Origin of the sequence: Porphyrobacter sp. CACIAM 03H1, assembly GCF_002215495.1 — a bacterium.
Classification (GTDB): Bacteria; Pseudomonadota; Alphaproteobacteria; order Sphingomonadales; family Sphingomonadaceae; genus Erythrobacter.
In genome coordinates this window covers 3,271,788-3,287,979 of sequence record NZ_CP021378.1, presented here as the reverse complement: position 1 = coordinate 3,287,979, position 16,192 = coordinate 3,271,788, and the positions used below count along the sequence as shown (strand labels likewise).

Annotated in this window: 12 protein-coding genes; 6 read left to right on the top strand and 6 right to left on the bottom strand. The window is 68.2% G+C overall.

What is annotated here, in order from left to right:
- Positions 1 to 222 precede the first annotated feature (222 nt).
- The gene (locus CBR61_RS15560; RefSeq protein WP_088915198.1) at positions 223 to 1,635 is read left to right on the top strand and encodes a choice-of-anchor tandem repeat GloVer-containing protein; all 1,413 of its coding nucleotides are present in this window, start codon (positions 223 to 225) and stop codon (positions 1,633 to 1,635) included.
- A gap of 84 nt (positions 1,636 to 1,719) precedes the next feature.
- Here CBR61_RS15560 and CBR61_RS15555 read toward each other — a convergent pair whose 3' ends face one another.
- The 3 genes from CBR61_RS15555 to serS form a co-directional block, all read right to left on the bottom strand.
- Entirely contained in the window at positions 1,720 to 2,799 is a 1,080-nt protein-coding gene (locus CBR61_RS15555; RefSeq protein ID WP_088915197.1) for a potassium channel family protein, read from the bottom strand.
- Positions 2,799 to 3,563, bottom strand: coding sequence for a 5'/3'-nucleotidase SurE (surE, locus tag CBR61_RS15550; RefSeq protein WP_088915196.1), 765 nt, complete (start codon positions 3,561 to 3,563; stop codon positions 2,799 to 2,801). The genes CBR61_RS15555 and surE overlap by 1 nt, the downstream gene beginning before the upstream one ends.
- Before the next feature lie 114 nt (positions 3,564 to 3,677).
- A complete protein-coding gene (serS, locus tag CBR61_RS15545; protein ID WP_088915195.1) occupies positions 3,678 to 4,955 on the bottom strand; it encodes a serine--tRNA ligase in 1,278 nt (425 codons plus the stop codon).
- A 133-nt stretch (positions 4,956 to 5,088) separates the two neighbouring features.
- Here serS and CBR61_RS15540 point away from each other — a divergent pair, with 133 nt between their 5' ends.
- The gene (locus CBR61_RS15540) at positions 5,089 to 5,328 is read left to right on the top strand and encodes a hypothetical protein (protein WP_088915194.1); all 240 of its coding nucleotides are present in this window, start codon (positions 5,089 to 5,091) and stop codon (positions 5,326 to 5,328) included.
- A 63-nt stretch (positions 5,329 to 5,391) separates the two neighbouring features.
- On the opposite strand, the gene CBR61_RS15535 is transcribed toward CBR61_RS15540, so the two are convergent.
- On the bottom strand, positions 5,392 to 7,719 hold the full coding sequence (locus CBR61_RS15535; protein ID WP_088915193.1) for a TonB-dependent receptor: 2,328 nt from the start codon (positions 7,717 to 7,719) through the stop codon (positions 5,392 to 5,394).
- A gap of 122 nt (positions 7,720 to 7,841) precedes the next feature.
- Between CBR61_RS15535 and CBR61_RS15530 the strand changes: the two genes are divergently transcribed.
- From CBR61_RS15530 to CBR61_RS15515, 4 genes are all read left to right on the top strand, one after another.
- Positions 7,842 to 8,495, top strand: a complete 654-nt coding sequence (locus CBR61_RS15530) for a TetR/AcrR family transcriptional regulator (protein ID WP_088915192.1) — start codon at positions 7,842 to 7,844, stop codon at positions 8,493 to 8,495.
- Positions 8,496 to 8,713: 218 nt separating this feature from the next.
- Entirely contained in the window at positions 8,714 to 10,948 is a 2,235-nt protein-coding gene (locus CBR61_RS15525) for a TonB-dependent hemoglobin/transferrin/lactoferrin family receptor (RefSeq protein WP_233996763.1), read from the top strand.
- A gap of 20 nt (positions 10,949 to 10,968) precedes the next feature.
- On the top strand, positions 10,969 to 11,973 hold the full coding sequence (locus CBR61_RS15520) for a DUF6607 family protein (RefSeq protein WP_088915190.1): 1,005 nt from the start codon (positions 10,969 to 10,971) through the stop codon (positions 11,971 to 11,973).
- Positions 11,974 to 12,067: 94 nt separating this feature from the next.
- A complete protein-coding gene (locus tag CBR61_RS15515; RefSeq protein ID WP_088915189.1) occupies positions 12,068 to 12,745 on the top strand; it encodes a Fe2+-dependent dioxygenase in 678 nt (225 codons plus the stop codon).
- Here CBR61_RS15515 and CBR61_RS15510 read toward each other — a convergent pair.
- Positions 12,719 to 13,465 carry a hypothetical protein gene (locus CBR61_RS15510; RefSeq protein ID WP_088915188.1) on the bottom strand — a complete coding sequence of 249 codons (747 nt, stop codon included), beginning with the start codon at positions 13,463 to 13,465 and terminating at the stop codon, positions 12,719 to 12,721. The genes CBR61_RS15515 and CBR61_RS15510 overlap by 27 nt on opposite strands.
- 49 nt (positions 13,466 to 13,514) lie before the next feature.
- The gene (locus tag CBR61_RS15505) at positions 13,515 to 16,142 is read right to left on the bottom strand and encodes a M14 family metallopeptidase (RefSeq protein ID WP_088915187.1); all 2,628 of its coding nucleotides are present in this window, start codon (positions 16,140 to 16,142) and stop codon (positions 13,515 to 13,517) included.
- Between the last annotated feature and the right edge of the window lie 50 nt (positions 16,143 to 16,192).

Below are 16,192 nucleotides of genomic sequence, written 5' to 3'. Positions count from 1 at the left end.
GAAAGCGCCGACAGGAAGGTGCATGCTCGCCCGAACAGCAACCATAAGGTCCGGCACCGCCCCTCGGCGCGACTGCTGCGGATCGCCTTGGTGAAATAATCGAGGTCCTTCATGTCCCGCGATCTGCAGTGCGCGGCCCTTCCCGCTCGCTCCGTATTTTCTCGTTCCAAAACATTGACGTGACTTCCTGGTTGGACGATCACAGGAGCAACGGAGGGATCAATGTACAACCAACTGCGCCACCGTTCTTGCATGGCGCTCGTCCTTGCTTTTGCACTTGGCAGCTGTGGTGGTGGAGGATCGTCCGCTGGGGGCGTGCAAACCGCACCTTCGCCGAGTCCCTCTCCCTCTCCGTCTCCCTCTCCTTCCCCCTCTCCGTCTCCCACCTCCTCAGCAGGCGTTTCCTACATTCACGCCTTCGGAACCACGACCGGCTCGGCAAATCAGCCGAGGGGGCCGCTGCTGCTCGCGAGTGACGGGAACTTCTACGGGATCACGGTTAGCGGCGGTACGAACGGTTGCTTCGAAAGAATCGAATCCTGCGGCACCATCTTCAGAATGACACCACAGGGCACGGTTACCCTCCTCCATGCGTTCGGAGCCTCGCCCACGGACGGGTTTGTGCCGTCAGCACCACTGATCCAAGCGAGCGATGGTGCAATTTACGGCGTCACGACCAGCGGTGGACGAGGCGGCTTTGGCACGGTCTTCCGGATCACTCTCGACGGTGCCTACTCCCAGCTCCACTCGTTCGGCATGTCGCCGGGCGACGGCAAACTGCCGCGCGGTGCGCTTCTCGAGGGTCGAGACGGCAACCTTTACGGGGCAACCCTGGCGGGCGGCACCGGCCCGTGCCCGCTTACCCGCGATGATTGCGGGACTGCCTTTCGCATCTCGAAGAGCGGCAACGACTATCGCCAGCTCTATTCATTCGGCGCCTTCGAAGGCGACGCGGAACGTCCGAACGGCGCCTTCATCCAGACTGCCGACGGCAATCTTCTCGGAACCAGCGCCGGCGGTGGGGTCCGAAACTGCAGCAATGTTCCGGGCATTTTCGGTTGCGGCACCGTGTTCCGCATGACGCCTGGCGGCGTAGTGACGGTGCTATATGCGTTCGGCGGGACGGTGGCCGGTGACGGGGCGCAGCCCGAAGGGCCGCTGACCCCGGGCGGAGACGGTTTCTTCTACGGGACAACCATCGCGGGAGGCCGGTTCGGCGGGTGCGCCGAGATGGCAGGCTGCGGCACCGTATTCAGGATGAGCGCGGCGGGAACGGTCAACGTCCTTTACGCATTCGTGCCCCCGCCCCCCGTCGGCTCCAGCCCCACTCCCGACGGCTATAGCCCGGGGGCCTACCTGCTGCGCGCGCGTGACGGTAACTTCTACGGTGTCACGGCATCTGAAACGGGCGCTCCGACAGTGAGAACCGGAACGATCTTCCGCATCACGCCTGCCGGGGTGAAGACTACGCTCTTTTCATTCGGCCCCGTGGACGTCAATCCGGCAGAGCCCCACGGCGGGCTGGTCCAAGCGCCTGACGGGTCCTTCTATGGCGTCACGCTGACCAGCGGCACCCTCGGCCGTGTCGGTGCGCGCGAAGGCCGGGGAACCGTCTTCCGAATGGTCCTCCCGTAAGGCGCGCCAGATTACCGATCTAGGGCTGACAGCCGAAGAGGCAGCTTTTTGCTGACGGCCCGCACGCCCGGACTGGCCCCCCGCCTACTCCGCCTCGCGTGGGGCGGTGGGCACGATCTCGACCACCACGTCGCCGGGCTGGAGGGTCTGGCACTCGGGTTCCCAGAAGCCGATCGGGCGGCCGTTGCGATATACGCGCAGGCCCTGTCCGCCGCTGGAGAGGTCGGTGATCGAGCGCCCGCATTCCTCGGGCGTGACCACCCGCTCGACCAGCTGCACCCGCCCTTCCACGCTGGCGAGGTCGGCGAGGTAATCGGCGATGTGCGCGCCCTTGACGCTGCCCGCCAGCAGCAGGCCGGTGAAGCGCACCGGGTTGATGACGTTGTTCGCTCCCGCCTGATGCGCCAGCAGCTCGTTGTCCTCGGCGCGCACCACCACGCTGATCGGCACCTTGGGCGCAAGGTGGCGCACGGTCAGCACGATCAGGATCGAGGTGTCGTCGCGCCCGGCGCTGACCAGCACGCTCGATGCCTCGGCGATCCGCACCGCCTTCAGCGTCTCGTCGCGCGTCGCATCGCCGGCCATGACGTTGACGCCGAGCTTCTCGGCCTCGGCGAGGCGCTCCTCGAAGGGGTCGATCACGACGATGCAGCGCGGATCGACCCCGCGCTCGATCAGCTCGCCTACGCTCTGCGAGCCCGACACGCCGTAACCCAGCACCACGACGTGATCGGTCAGCTGTTCCTGAATGCGGGCCATGCGCCATTTCTCCCAGCTGCGCTTGATGACGAAATCGTAGGCCGCGCCCACGAAGATGAACAGCACCGCGATGCGCACGGGGGTGACGATCACCGCCTCGATCAGCCGCGCGCGGTCGGACACCGGGGCGATGTCGCCGAAGCCGGTGGTGGTGACGCTGATCATGGTGAAATAGACCACGTCGAGGAAGCTGATCTGCCCGTCGACATTGTCGACCAGCCCCTCGCGGTCCCACCAGTGGATCATGATGACCATGCCGAGCAGGAACAGCGCCAGCCCTGCGCGAAGGCCGAGATCGCCCCAGACCGGGATCTTCACCTGCCGCCGCAGCGGCCGGAACTCGGCCAGCAGCGCCTTGCGCTTGAACGGGTTGCGGCTTGCCGGCTGACCCGTCCCGCGCGCCATCAGTCGGCAAACCTCTCGGCGAGGATGCCGATGGTGGAATAGTGGGTGAGGTCGAGCTGGAGCGGGGTGACGGCGATGAAGCCGTCCTCGATCGCCTCGAGATCGGTGCCGTGATCCAGCGTGTGCTCGATCGGGTCGAGCCCGAACCAGAAATAGCGGTAGCCGCGCGGGTCGCGGCCCTCGACGATGGTGCCGCGCGAATAATCGTGGAAGCCCTGGCGCACGACGCGGATGCCCTTGACCTCTTCCGGCGGCAGGGCGGGAAAATTGACGTTGACGAGCGTGCGGTCGGCGAGCGGCACGTCAATCAGCTTCTCCAGCACCTTCGCCCCCCATTCGCGCGCCGCGCCGAAGGGCACCTCGTCGCCCATCCCCTCGCGGGCGTAGACCTGGCTGAAGGCGACCGACCGGACCCCCGCCAGCGCACCCTCGATCGCGGCCGAGACCGTGCCCGAATAGGTGATGTCGTCGGCGAGGTTGGCACCGCGGTTGACGCCGGAGAGGATGATGTCGGGCGCATCGGGCATGACCTCGCGCAGCGCCATCATCACGGAATCGGTCGGCGTCCCGGTGACGGCAAAGCGCCGCTCGCCGTGCTTCTGGAGCCGCACGGGCCGGGTCAGGGTGAGCGAGTGACCCGCGCCCGACTGCTCCTCGCTGGGCGCGCAGACCCAGATATCGTCCGAGAACTGGCGCGCGATTTCCTCCAGCACCTTGAGGCCGGGGGCGTGGATGCCGTCGTCATTGGTGAGGAGGATGCGCATCAGGCCATGCCCCCGGTCCGTTCGTGCTGAGCCTGTCGAAGCACCGTATTTCCTTTGTCTCTGGTCAGGATGAAGAAAGTGCGGCCCTTGGACAAGCTCAGGGCGAACGGGAATCTAGCTGGGCCGGATGACTTCCAGCCCGCCCATGTAGGGCCTGAGCGCCTCGGGCACGGTCACCGAGCCGTCGGCGTTCTGGTAGTTCTCGATCACCGCGACCAGCGTGCGGCCCACGGCAAGGCCGGAGCCGTTGAGGGTGTGGACGAACTCGGTCCGCTTCTCGCCCGCCACGCGATAGCGGGTGTTCATGCGGCGGGCCTGGAAATCGCCGGTGTTGGAACACGAGCTGATCTCGCGATAGGCGCCCTGTCCGGGGAGCCACACCTCGAGATCATAGGTCTTGCGCGCACCGAAGCCCATGTCGCCGGTGCACAGCAGGAGCTTGCGGTAGGGGAGGGCGAGGCGCTCGAGGATGGTCTCGGCAGCGCGGGTCATGCGCTGGTGTTCTTCTTCGCTGTCCTCCGGGCGCACGATGCTGACCAGCTCGCACTTCTCGAACTGGTGCTGGCGGATGAACCCGCGCGTGTCGCGCCCCGCTGCCCCGGCTTCCGAGCGGAAGCACAGGGTGAGCGCGGTGAGGCGCATCGGCAGGGCGGCCTCGTCGAGCAGCTCGCCCATGACGCTGGCGGTGAGGGAGACTTCGCTGGTGGGGATGAGCCAGCGGCCGTTGGTGGTGCAGAAGCTGTCCTCGGCGAACTTGGGCAGCTTGTCGGTGCCGTACATGGCATCGTCGCCCACCAGCACCGGCGGGTTGCATTCGGCATAGCCGTGCTCACCGGTCTGCACATCGAGCATGAACTGGCCGAGCGCGCGGTGGAGCCTTGCCATTCCCCCGCGCAGAAAGGTGAAGCGTGCGCCCGAGAGCCTTGCGCCGGTCTCGAAATCCATGCCCAGCGCAGGGGCGATGTCGGCGTGTTCCCTGGGCGTGAAGTCGAAGGTGCGCTTCTCGCCCCATTCCTTCTCGACCCGGTTGTCGGCCTCGTCCGCACCGTCGGGCACGTCGGCGGCGGGGAGGTTGGGGATGATCTCCAGCGCCGCCTTGAGCTGCCCCGCCAGCTCCTCGGCGCGGGCTTCGAGCGCGGGCATCTGCTCCTTCAATGCGGCAACCTCGGCCTTGATCGCCTCGGCCCCTTCCTTGTCGCCCTTGGCCATGGCCGCGCCGATCAGCTTCGAGGCCTCGTTGCGGCGGCTCTGGGCGATCTGCACCGCGGTGGTCGCGGCGCGGCGCTCCTCGTCGAGCGCGATCAGGGCGGAGGCCTGGGCGGGCAGCCCGCGGCGGGCGAGGCCGGCGTCGAAGCCTTCCGGGTTCTCTCGGATCAGACGGATATCGTGCATGGCTCGCGCCTATGCCCGCTCGGGCGGGGCAAGGGAAGGGGGCTTGGCCAACGCGCCGGAGCGCGCGGCAGGTGCGACCTGCGGCGGAACAGCGGGCCCCTCCCGCCGGTTGATGGGTAAAGGAGAAAGACCCATGCTGAAGAAGATCATCGGCGCCGCGATCGGCGCGAGCGTCGCGAAGCGGAACCCGGCGGCAGGCGGCGTGACCGGCGCGGTGCTGGCGAGCGCGGTGCCGTTCGTGCTCACCCGCATCAGCCTGCCGGCGATGGTGGCGCTGGGCGTGGGTGGCTATGCCGCCAAGCGTTACATGGAACGGCGGGGGCCGCAGGCGGCGCCTGCGCTGCCCCCGCCGTCGGCTCCCGTCCAGCCGTAAGCGAAAAGGAGAAGGGAGCGGCGGTGGTTTGCCAGAGGCCGCCGCCCCCCCGGGAGTTTCGCGTCAGAAGTTGATCTGCGCAGTCACGAAGATCCGGCGCGGATCGCCGTAGAAGCCGGTCAACGTGCCCTCGCGGCCCAGCGTCGGGACGAAAGGCGTGCCCGGCGGGGTGCCGCCCGCCACGAAGTTGTAGCCGGCGACGATGTATTCCTTGTCGAACAGGTTCTTGCCGTGGACGCCCAGCGACCACAGACCGCTGTCGGCGGTGTAAACCACGCTCGCATCCACCAGCACGAAGCCGTCCTGGTCGAGGAAGGGGTTGGGCGTTTCGAACTGGCTCGCGTCCGAACGGAGCGAGGCGAGGCCGATGAAATCCATCATGCCCCCGCCCACCGGCAGGCCCATGTTGAAGCCCATGTGCGCGGTGATCTCGGGCGTGTTCTGGAACACCCGCTGGTCGGCCACGTCGCGGCCGAAGGCGTCGATGAAGGTGTTGAACTTGGCGTCGAGCACGCCCAGCGACCAGTTGACGCTGAAGCGGCTGCCATCGCCCGCGAAGTCCTTGCCGACGAGCGCAGTGCCCTCGAACTCGATCCCGTTGACGTCGGCATCGGCTGCGTTCGAGGTGATGCCGATGAAGCTCTCGTTCACCCCGTCGCCGTTGGCGTCGAAGCCGACCGATCCGGGGATCTGCACGTCGGTGTACTGGGCGAGGAAGCCGGCGAGGCTGATGTTAAGGCGGTTGTCGAGCAGCGAGGCCTTCCACCCGAGCTCGAAGCTGTCGACCGTTTCGGGGTCGAAGGCCATGAAGTCGAACACCTCCTGCGGGGTGCAGGCGCCGCCGCGCGGGTTGCGGCACGCGGTGGTCTGGCCACGCGGGTCGAAGCCGCCGCCCTTGAAGCCCTGCGAATAGGTGAAGTAGACGTTGTGGTCCGCATTCGGCTGCCAGCTGATCGAGGCGCGCGGGTTGAAATCCTTGAAGGTCGCGCTGCCGTTGAAGTTGCTGGTCACCGCGGCCGCGACGCCCGAGCCGCCGAACAGGTTCGAGAACCCGCCGAGGAAGGTCGTGCGCAGCACCCGGCTGGTGCGCTCGTCATGGGTGTAGCGCCCGCCGACCGAGACGCTGATCGTGTCCGACAGGTCGTAGGTGAAGTCGCCGAACACCGACCAGGTCTTGGTGTTGACGTCGCCCAGCGTCTGCGCGGTCAGGCCCGCGACGGTGGTGAACAGCGCCACGTCGAAGGCGGTGAAGGCGTTGGCGTCGAGATAGTAGAAGCCGAGCACGCCCGAGAGGTTGTCGCTCTCGTAGAGCAGCTGGAATTCCTGGCTGAACTGGTCGTTCTCGTAGATCGCCGGCACGTCGAGGTCGGCGGACGGCAGGCTGTCGAAATCGATCGGGGTGGTCGAGGCATCCTCGCGGTAGCCGGTGATCGACTTCAGGGTGATCGTGTCCGACAGCTCGATCGCGATGTTGAGCGCGCCGCCCCAGGCCTCGACCTCCTGGTCGACGATGTTGAGCCCTGCGCGGGTGTCGAATACGTCATTCAGCACCGGCGCGCCGGTCAGGCGTCCGGGGATCAAGCGATGGCCCTGGCGGGCCTCGGAATTGTCCTTGATGTAGTCGCCCGACAGGCGGACGAATACCGGCCCGCTGTCGAACTCGATCGTGCCGCGTGCGGCCCAGGCGTCGCGGTTGTAGTTCTCGGTGCCGAGCGTCAGGTTGTCGCCGAAGCCGCCGCGCGACAGGCGCGCACCGGCGACGCCGATCTTGAAGCTGTCGGAGATCGGGGTGGCGGCGCTGACGATCAGGTCGGCCTGGTCATAGGAGCCGTAGGTGCCGCGGATCTTGACGCTGGTCTCGTCGGGGAGCTTGGCGGTGACATACTTGATCGCGCCGCCGATGGTGTTGCGCCCGTAGAGCGTGCCCTGCGGCCCGCGCAGCACCTCGATGCGCTCGACCTCGTAGATGTCGAGCACCGCGGCCTGCGGACGGTTGAGATAGACATCGTCGACATAGAGGCCGACGCCGGCCTCGAAGCCGCCGACCGGGTCCTGCTGGCCGATGCCGCGGATGAAGGCGGTGAGGGTGGTGTTGGTGCCGCGGCTCACTTCGAGCGTAACGTTGGGCACCTGCTGGGCGACCGCGACGATATCCTGCACGCCCTGCTTGATCAGGTCGTCGCCCGACAACGCGGTGACGGACAGCGGCACGTCGATCAGGCGTTCCTCGCGGCGGCGCGCGGTGACGTAGATCGTGCCGTCCTCCTCGGCGGTCTGCGCCTCGTCGGCAACCTCGGCGGAAGCGTCCTGCGCCATGGCGGGTGCGGCGAAGGTGGCGATGCCGGCGCAGCCGGCAAGCAGTGCGGCGCGGACGTAAAGCGTCTTGGTCATGGGGTGTTTCCTCTCCTGGCCCTCGTTCTGGCGGCGACCGTATTGAAAGTTGAACCACCTTTCAAGTTTAGACTTGTGCCTGACCCTTGCGCGGCCTACCGAAAGCGTGGAGGGAGTAGCTGATGGGCAACAGTCCGGGCACCGCGACGCCGATCGCATCTGGAGTCGAAGACGCCGCTTGCGGCGACGCCAAGACGCCGCGTACCGAGCGCGGGCGGCGGACCCTGCGCAAGCTGCTCGACGCGGCGGCGGAGGAATTCGGCGAGAAGGGCTTCCACGAGGCCTCGGTCAGCTCGATCACGCGGCGTGCGGGCGTGGCGCTGGGCAGCTTCTATACCTATTTCGACAGCAAGGACGCGCTGTTCCGGGCGCTGGTCGCCGACATGAGCGAGAAGGTGCGCACCAGCGCGCGCTCGGCGCTGACCGACGACATGGGCGCGCTCGAGATCGAGCGCGCGGCGCTCGCGGCCTTCCTGCGCTTCGCGGCGGAGCACAAGGAGATCTACCGGATCATCGACGAGGCCGAGTTCGTCGATCCGGCAAGCTACCGCCAGCATTACGAGACCATCGCCGCGCGCATCGCCGACCGCCTGCGCAAGGGCGCGGCGGCAGGCGAGTTCCGCGAGGGGCTGGGCGAGCTCGAGGCTTGGGCGATGATGGGCATGAACGTCTTCGTTGGCCTGCGCTACATCGTGTGGGGCGAGGCCGAGATGGGTCCGGACGAAGTGGCCGCGGGGGTCAACCGTCTGCTGGCCGAGGGCCTGCTGCGGCGCTGAGGGCGCCGGCGCGCAGGCGTCTCACGAAAAACGCGGGTCTGTCGGAGGGCGGTCGACGATGCGGCCGATCTCCGTCCGTCTGCGCGCCGTTTATGCGAACGATTCCTATTAGCATTTCGTATTGACTCTCATTCGCAATAAGGTCAGACACGCGGCGTTCCTCCCTCTCCAGCAGGATGCCCCACCGCGTGTCTTCGACGAAATCTCTTGCCCTTTGCGTGTCGCCTTTCGCTCTCCTCGCCGCTGCTCCGGCGATCGCCGAAAATGCCGCCATTGCCTCCGCCGAAGCCGAAGCCGAGGCCCAGCAGCAGACCGGGCGCATCACCGTCACCGCCACCCGCACCCCGGTGCTCCAGGAAGAGGCGCCCGCGACCGTCACCATCATCACCGACGAGGAAATCGCCGACCAGCTCGCCACCGACATCAAGGACCTGGTGCGCTTCGAGCCGGGCGTCACCGTCCGCCGTGCGCCCGCGCGCTTCGGGGCGGCGATCGGGTCCACCGGGCGCGGGCGCAACGAGGACATCGCGATCCGCGGGATCGGCGGCAACCGCGTGCTGATCCAGGTCGACGGCATCCGCAGCCCGCAGGGCTTCAGCTTCGGCCCGCAGGACGCCGGGCGCGGCGGGTTTGCCGATGTCAGCCTCGTCAAGCAGGTCGAGATCCTGCGCGGGCCCGCCAGCGCGCTCTACGGCTCGGACGGGCTGGCGGGCGCCGTCAGCTTCGTCACCGCCGATCCGGTCGACCTCATCAGGGGCGAGAGCCTCGGCGGCTTCGTGACTTGGCAATATTCCTCGGACGACAATGAATTCGGCCAGACCGCGACCCTCGCCGGCCGCACCGGCGACCTCTCGGCGATGATCGCCTACACCCGGCGCGACTTCGCCGAGCTGGAAAACCGCGGCACCAACACCGGCACCGGCCCCTTGCGCACCGCGCCCAACCCGCAGGATGGCGAGAGCAACGCGGTGCTCGGCAAGCTGGTGTGGGAGAGGGGCGCGCACCGCATCCGTCTGACGGGCGAGTGGCTCGAAAGCGCGGTGGAGACCGAGGTGCTGACCGGCCTCGGCCCGGCCTTCACCTTCGGCCCGCGTCCGGTGTGGACCGTCGATGCCCTGAACGCCCGCGACACCACCGCGCGCGCGCGCGCTTCGCTCGACTGGACCTATGACGGCAGCCCCGGGGACGAGGTCGAATACGCCTTCCTCTCCGCCTATTGGCAGGACGCCGAGGACCGCCAGTTCGCTTTCGAGGAGCGCACCACCCTCACCGCCACCCCCGCGCCCGACCGCGAGCGGCTGAACACTTTTGAAAACCGCGTCTACGGCGCGGTCGGGGAGCTGCGCAGCGGCTTCGACCTCGGCGGGACGAAGCACCGCGTCGCCATCGGCGGGGACATCAGCTGGACCCGCCAGCAGGGCCTGCGCGACGGGACCTTCCCGGGCCGCGGCGAAAGCTTCCCGACCCGTGCCTTCCCCGTCACCGACTTCACGCTGGGCGGGCTGTTCGTCTCGGACGAGATCACGCTCTTCGACGGCGCGCTGACCCTGTTCCCGGCACTGCGCTTCGATTTCTACGACCTGAACCCCACCGACGATCCGCTGCTCACCACCTTCGTGCCGCAAGGCCAGAGCGACAGCCGCCTCTCGCCGAAGTTCGGCGCCACGCTGAAACTCGCGCCCGAGGTGTTCCTTTTCGGCAATTACGCGCAAGGCTTTCTCGCGCCCACGCCTTCCCAGGTGAACAACTTCTTCGAATTCATCGCCGGGGGCTACACCTCGATCCCCAACCCCGACCTGCGGCCCGAGACCAGCGAGAGCTTCGAGGCAGGCGCGCGCTATGTCGGCGATGTCTTCTCGCTCCAGCTCACCGCCTTCCGCGGCGACTACGACAACTTCATCAGCCAGCAGGTGATCCGCGGCGCCTTCACCCCGCAGGACCCGGCGATCTTCCAGTTCGTCAATTTCCCGGGCGCGCGGATCGAGGGGATCGAGGCGCGGGCCGAGATGAAGCTCGACAACGGCATCACCGGGCGCTTCGCGATGGCCTATGCCGATGGCGACACCTTCGATGCGGCGGGCACGCGCCTGCCGCTCGACACGATCGATCCCTTCAACCTCGTCGCCAGCCTCGGCTACCGCGATCCGCAACGCCGCTTCGGGGGCGAGCTGATCCTTACCCACAATGCCCGCAAGGAAGCGGGCGAACTCGAACGCGCAGGCGACGGCACCGATCTGTTCGTGCGGCCCGGCGCCTCGACGATCCTCGATCTCACCGCCTTCGTGGCCGTCACCGACGCGCTCAAGCTGCGCGCGGGCCTCTTCAACCTGACGAACGAGACCTACGCCCTGTGGTCCGACGTGCGCGGGCTGCGCGTGGCGGACGCGGGGATTCTCGACGCCTTCACCCGCCCGGGCCGCAATCTCAGCGTCTCGGCCAGCTACCGCTTCTGACCAACCATGGAGGACGACCCATGACCCGACTGACCAAGCTGTTCCTTTCGACCGGCCTCGCCGCCCTCGCGCTCGCCGCCGCGCCTGCCCCGGCGCTCGCCGACGGCCCGATCGTCCAGACCGCCGAAGCCGCCAAGGCCGCCTTCGAGGAGGACCGCAAGACCATCCTCGCGATGGCGGGCGACTTCAAGGTGACCTTCGACATGCAGGAATCGACTCCCTGGATGGAGGGCTACACCCCGCTCGAGCGCAAGATCTCGGGCGGCTACGAGAGCGTGCGGGTGATCGAGGACACCGGCACGCGCATCGTGCTCCAGCACCTGCTCGTCACCGGGGACGAGGCCAACCCCTATGTCGTCAAGCACTGGCGGCAGGACTGGGAATACCAGCCGGAGAAGATCCTCGCCTACAAGGGCGGGGACACGTGGGAATGGCAGGCGGTGCCCGAGAAGATGCGCGCCGGGCGCTGGTCGCAGACCGTGTGGCAGGTCGACGACAGCCCGCGCTATGCCGGGTGGGGCGAGTGGGAGACGAGCCAGGGCATCCGCCGCTGGCGCTCCAACTGGACCGCGCGGCCGCTTGCCCGGCGCGATGCGATCCGGGGCCCCGTCTACGATCACTACATGGGCATCAACCGTCACCAGCTGACCCCGACCGGGTGGATCCACTGGCAGGACAACACCAAGATGCAGACTCCGGCAGAGGGCGCGGGCGAAGCGAAGCCGGTGGTGCAGGAATACGTGCTCAACACCTATGAGCGGTTCAACGGCTACAATGTCGCTGCGGCCGAGACCTATTGGGAGAAGACCAAAGGCTACTGGGACGCGGTGCGCGGCAAGTGGGACGAGGTCGCCGAAGCCAATGGCGGCATCCGCATCGCGCAGGAGGCAAGCGCCGGCACCACCATCGCCAATGAGCTGATGATCCTCGCCGACAAGATCAAGGACGGCAAGGAAGACCCCGCCGTCGCCAGCGAGAAGGCGCTGGCGCTGATCGAGGAAGGCACTTCCCGCAAGGGGGGGTAAGCGGCCCCTCCTTGACCCTGCCGGCGGGGGAAGTGTCCTCTCTCCCGCCGGCCCCTTTGCATCGCCGCCGCCGCACCGCTAGAGCTGGGCGCCCATGATCCTCGTCATCGACGCCATCCCCGACCCGGCCGACCTTGCCGCCATCGCCGAGCGGATCGCCCTGCTGGAGTGGCGCGACGGGCGCGAGACGGCGGGCGCGGTCGCGCGCGCGGTGAAGCGCAACGAACAGGCGGTGCTCGACGGCCCGGCTGGCCGGGCGCTGAAGGAGGAACTGGGGCGGATCGTCGGCGATCATCCGGTCGTCAGGGCCGCCGCCCAGCCGCGGCGCCTGTCGCCGCTGCTGATCAGCCGTACGGGCGAGGGCGGCCACTATGGTCCCCATGTCGACAATGCGCTGATGGGGAAGGGCGCATCCCGCCTGCGCACCGACCTCTCCTTCACCCTCTTCCTAACCCCGCCCGGCGATTACGAGGGCGGGGAACTGGTGATCCATGCCGCAGGCATGACCCAGACCATCAAGGGCGAGGCAGGGAGCATGGTGCTCTACCCCTCGGGCGCGCTCCACGAGGTGTGCCCCGTCACGCGGGGCACGCGGATCGTGTGCGTGGGGTGGATCGAGAGCATGATCGCCGATCCGGCACGGCGCGAGCTGCTGTTCGACCTCGAGAACCTGCGCGCATCGCTGCGCGGGCAGCTCCCGGCGCAGTCGGCCGAGCTGCTCACGCTCGACAAGTCCATCGCCAATCTACTGCGGATGTGGGCGCACCCCTGAAGCGCACGGGCCTGCGGCTTTCTTGCCCTTGAGGGTAAACCAGATGATCAGGCTCACCCCGATCACGCTCGGCCCCGCCCAGACGGCGGGGTTGAAGACGTGCTCTGGCACATAGCGGATCAGGCCCACCGAGAGGAACGCGGTATAGGCCGAGATGCCCATGCCGATCAGCGCCCGGAAGTGCTCGCCCACATAGGTCTGACGGGGTGGATCGACCGTGCGCCAGATGTAGAGCTGCTGGATGCCCATCGACAGGATGCCGATGAAGGCCACCAGCACCATCAGCGGATGGCCCACCTGCCAGCCGAAATAGCCGCACCACGCGCCCGAGACTACCACCGCCGCGATCACCGTCTGATAGCGCGGGGACCGCAGCATCCGCCGGTCGCGGCTGTGCTTCACCACGGCGAGGCCGTAATCAACGAAGCCGATGGTGAGGATGCCGAGATAGAGCATCATCCACCCGAACAGCCCTTCGAACAGGGTGCGGTCCTCGATCTCCGGGTGGCGGGCTTCCGGCCCGTAGAGCGAGAGCAGCGCCATGCAGATGGCAAGCGTCCCCGCGCCGAGGAAGCCGTAGCACGCGGCGCGGCCCCACTTGCGATGCCGCGCGGCACCCTTCTTGGTGGCGATCGGGCCCCAGAACGCCGTCAGCCCCACCGCACCGGTGGCGACGTGGGCGACGACAAGGGCCTCGAACAGCGCCATGCCCGCGAGCATGACACAACCTGTGTCAACTTCCTAGATCACTATCGCGCGCCAGTTCCGGTCAGAGCACCCGTGAGGGCGCAACCAGCACGGCGTTAGCGATCATCAGGTCGAGCCCTTCGAGATAGGCCCGGGTCGAGGGGTCGTGCGCGAAGCCGATCACCAGCCCGCGGCCCTGCTGCTGCGCCATCAGGTAGGGCTTGTAGGCCAGCTGCCGCCGGTTCTCGTCCCACACATAGCCGCTGGCAATGAGGTTGCCCGGGGCGGCGAAGCGCAGCACGTTGACGCCCTTGTCGCGGCCCAGCGGGGTGAAGATCTGCGTCCCCGTCGCCAGCACCACCGCGCCGTCGTCATAACCTGCCGACAGAAAGTGGTCGGGCTCGCCCACCACGTTGAGCAGCGCGCCCGGCAGGGTGTCTGGAAGCGCGGCCTGGTCCTTGATCGCGTCGCGGTAATCGGCGTCGCTGGCGATCTCGACCGCCTCGGCGAGCGCGCCCTTGCCCTCGTCCCCTGCCTCGGCAGGGTCACGGCCGAGGGCCGCCTCGCGCTTCACCGCCAGCAGCGGATTGTCGCCGCCGCTGAAAGTCTCGAGGCTGTCGCCGATCGCCACCAGCACGCCGCCGCGGCGCACGAATTCGCGCAAGTTGCGCTGGCCGCCCTCGCCGAGCACGCTCGAGGGATCGCCCTCGGGCACCAGCACCACGTCGTAGTTGCCGAGATCGGCGCGGGCGAGGCGGCTGGTGCGGATCGGCGTGACGGGCAGGCCGATGCGCTGTTCGAGCACATAGCGCAGGCTGCCGGCGGAGAGCTGCGAGATCCCGTCGTCCCACGCCACCGCGACGCGCGGCAGGGTGAGCCGCACGAAGCGTTCGCTGCCGAGATTGGGGCCGCTCTCGACCCAGCCGCTCTCGAGCGCGACGGTGTGCGCGCCGACCTCGCGGGCGAGCGCGGTGAGGCGGGCCATCTTCTCGGGCGTGTTGCTCCCGGCGGGGAAGACCACCGTGCCGCGCGGATAGGCGCGGCCTGCGGCGGTGAAGGCCTTGTCGGTGACGCGGCCCTCGATGCCTTCGCGCAGGGCGAGGGTGACGAGCCGCGCCTGTCCGCCATCGGTCCATGGCACCGCGACCGCGAAGCTGCCGCTGCCTTCGGTCTTGGGGGCGATCGGCGCATCGGCGCGCAGCGGCTCGCCGCTGGCGGCGGCGTTGCACAGCTGGACGTCGACCCCGGCCATCGGCCCCACCGACCATGCGGTCACATCGTAGAGCTCGTGCGGCAGGTCGACCGAGCGGCGGCGCTCCTGCTCGGCGAGGAAGTCGGGCGGCAGCGGGGTGTCGCGGTCGAGCAGGCTGCGGATCAGCCGCGCGGCGGGCTGTGCCTGCGACACGGCGAGGTAGCCCTGGGGGTAGGACTTGCCGCAGATCGTCGTGCTGCCCTCGCGGCGCAGAACGGTGATGCCCTGTTCGGCGAGGCGGCGGCCCAGCCGCTCGGCGTGCCAGCGGCGCTTGGCCAAGTCGATCACATAGGTGCCGCGCCCCGCGCCCCCGCCGGCATTGGCCGCGCGGTAGGCGGCGAAGTCCGAGAGGAACTTCTGCGGATTGTCGGCCACCGCCGCTGCGGTCGCGAGGCTGGCGGTGAAGTGGTTGGCGACGGTGTCGGCATAGGTCAGCTCGGTCCCGTCGCGCCGCTTCCACACCAGCCCGCGCGCCGACCCCTGTTCGTAGGTCGAACCGATCGCCCCCTGGTGTGCATTCCAGGTGTCGCCGTAGCCGGGGTAGAACAGGTCGTAGACCTCGCGGGTGAAATAGGGCTCGCCGCGCGCATCGAAGGCGGCGGCGTTGTAGCGGCCGATCAGCTCGTAGGCGCGGATCTGCGCGGGCGTGAGGTTGGGGCTGAAAGGCTGGGCGGCGGGCGAGAAGAAATAGGTCTCGTCCCCGCCCATCTCGTGCAGGTCGATCACCACCACCGGGTTCCACTGCCGGATCGCGGCGACCTTGCCGCGGGTCTCGGGCTGGGAGAGGGTGAACCAGTCGCGGTTGAGATCGAACATGTAGTGGTTCACCCGCCCGCTCGGCCAGGGCTCGTCGTGCTCGGCGGCCTGACGGTCGGCTGCCGGCGCGATGCCGGTCGAGGCGAGGAAGTTGTTCACGAACCGCGCCCGCCCGTCGGGGTTCTGCATCGGGTCGATCACGACGATGGTCTCGGCCATGATCTTCGCGGCGCGATCGTCGCCCTGGGCGGCGAGCAGGTGGTAGGCGGTCATCAGCGCGGCATCGGTCGAGGAGATCTCGTTGCCGTGCACGCCGTAGGCCAGCCATGTCACGGGCATCGCGGTGCCGTTGCCCGGTCGTCCCGCGGCGATGTTCGCCATGTCGGCGCGGATCGCGTCGAGCCGCGCCATGTTCTGCGGCGCGGACATCACGAGGTAGTAGAGCGGCCGCCCCTCCCAGCTCGTCGCATATTGCACCAGCCGGACGCGATCCGGCGCCGCCTCGGCCAGCGCCTTGATGTAGGCATAGGTCTGGTCGGGCGAGGTGATGCGCGTGCCGGGCGCATGGCCGACCGTTGCGGTCAGGGTCGGGATGGCGGGATCGAACTGCCCCTCGATGAAGGACTGCGCGGAGGCAGGCAGGGCCGCGCCGGCAAGGGCGGCGAGCACGACGAGCCAGCGGCCCCGGAACATCTTTCGCATCGGATAACCTCGCAAGTCCGCCGGACGCCGGCGGAAAGAGTGCGAGCCTT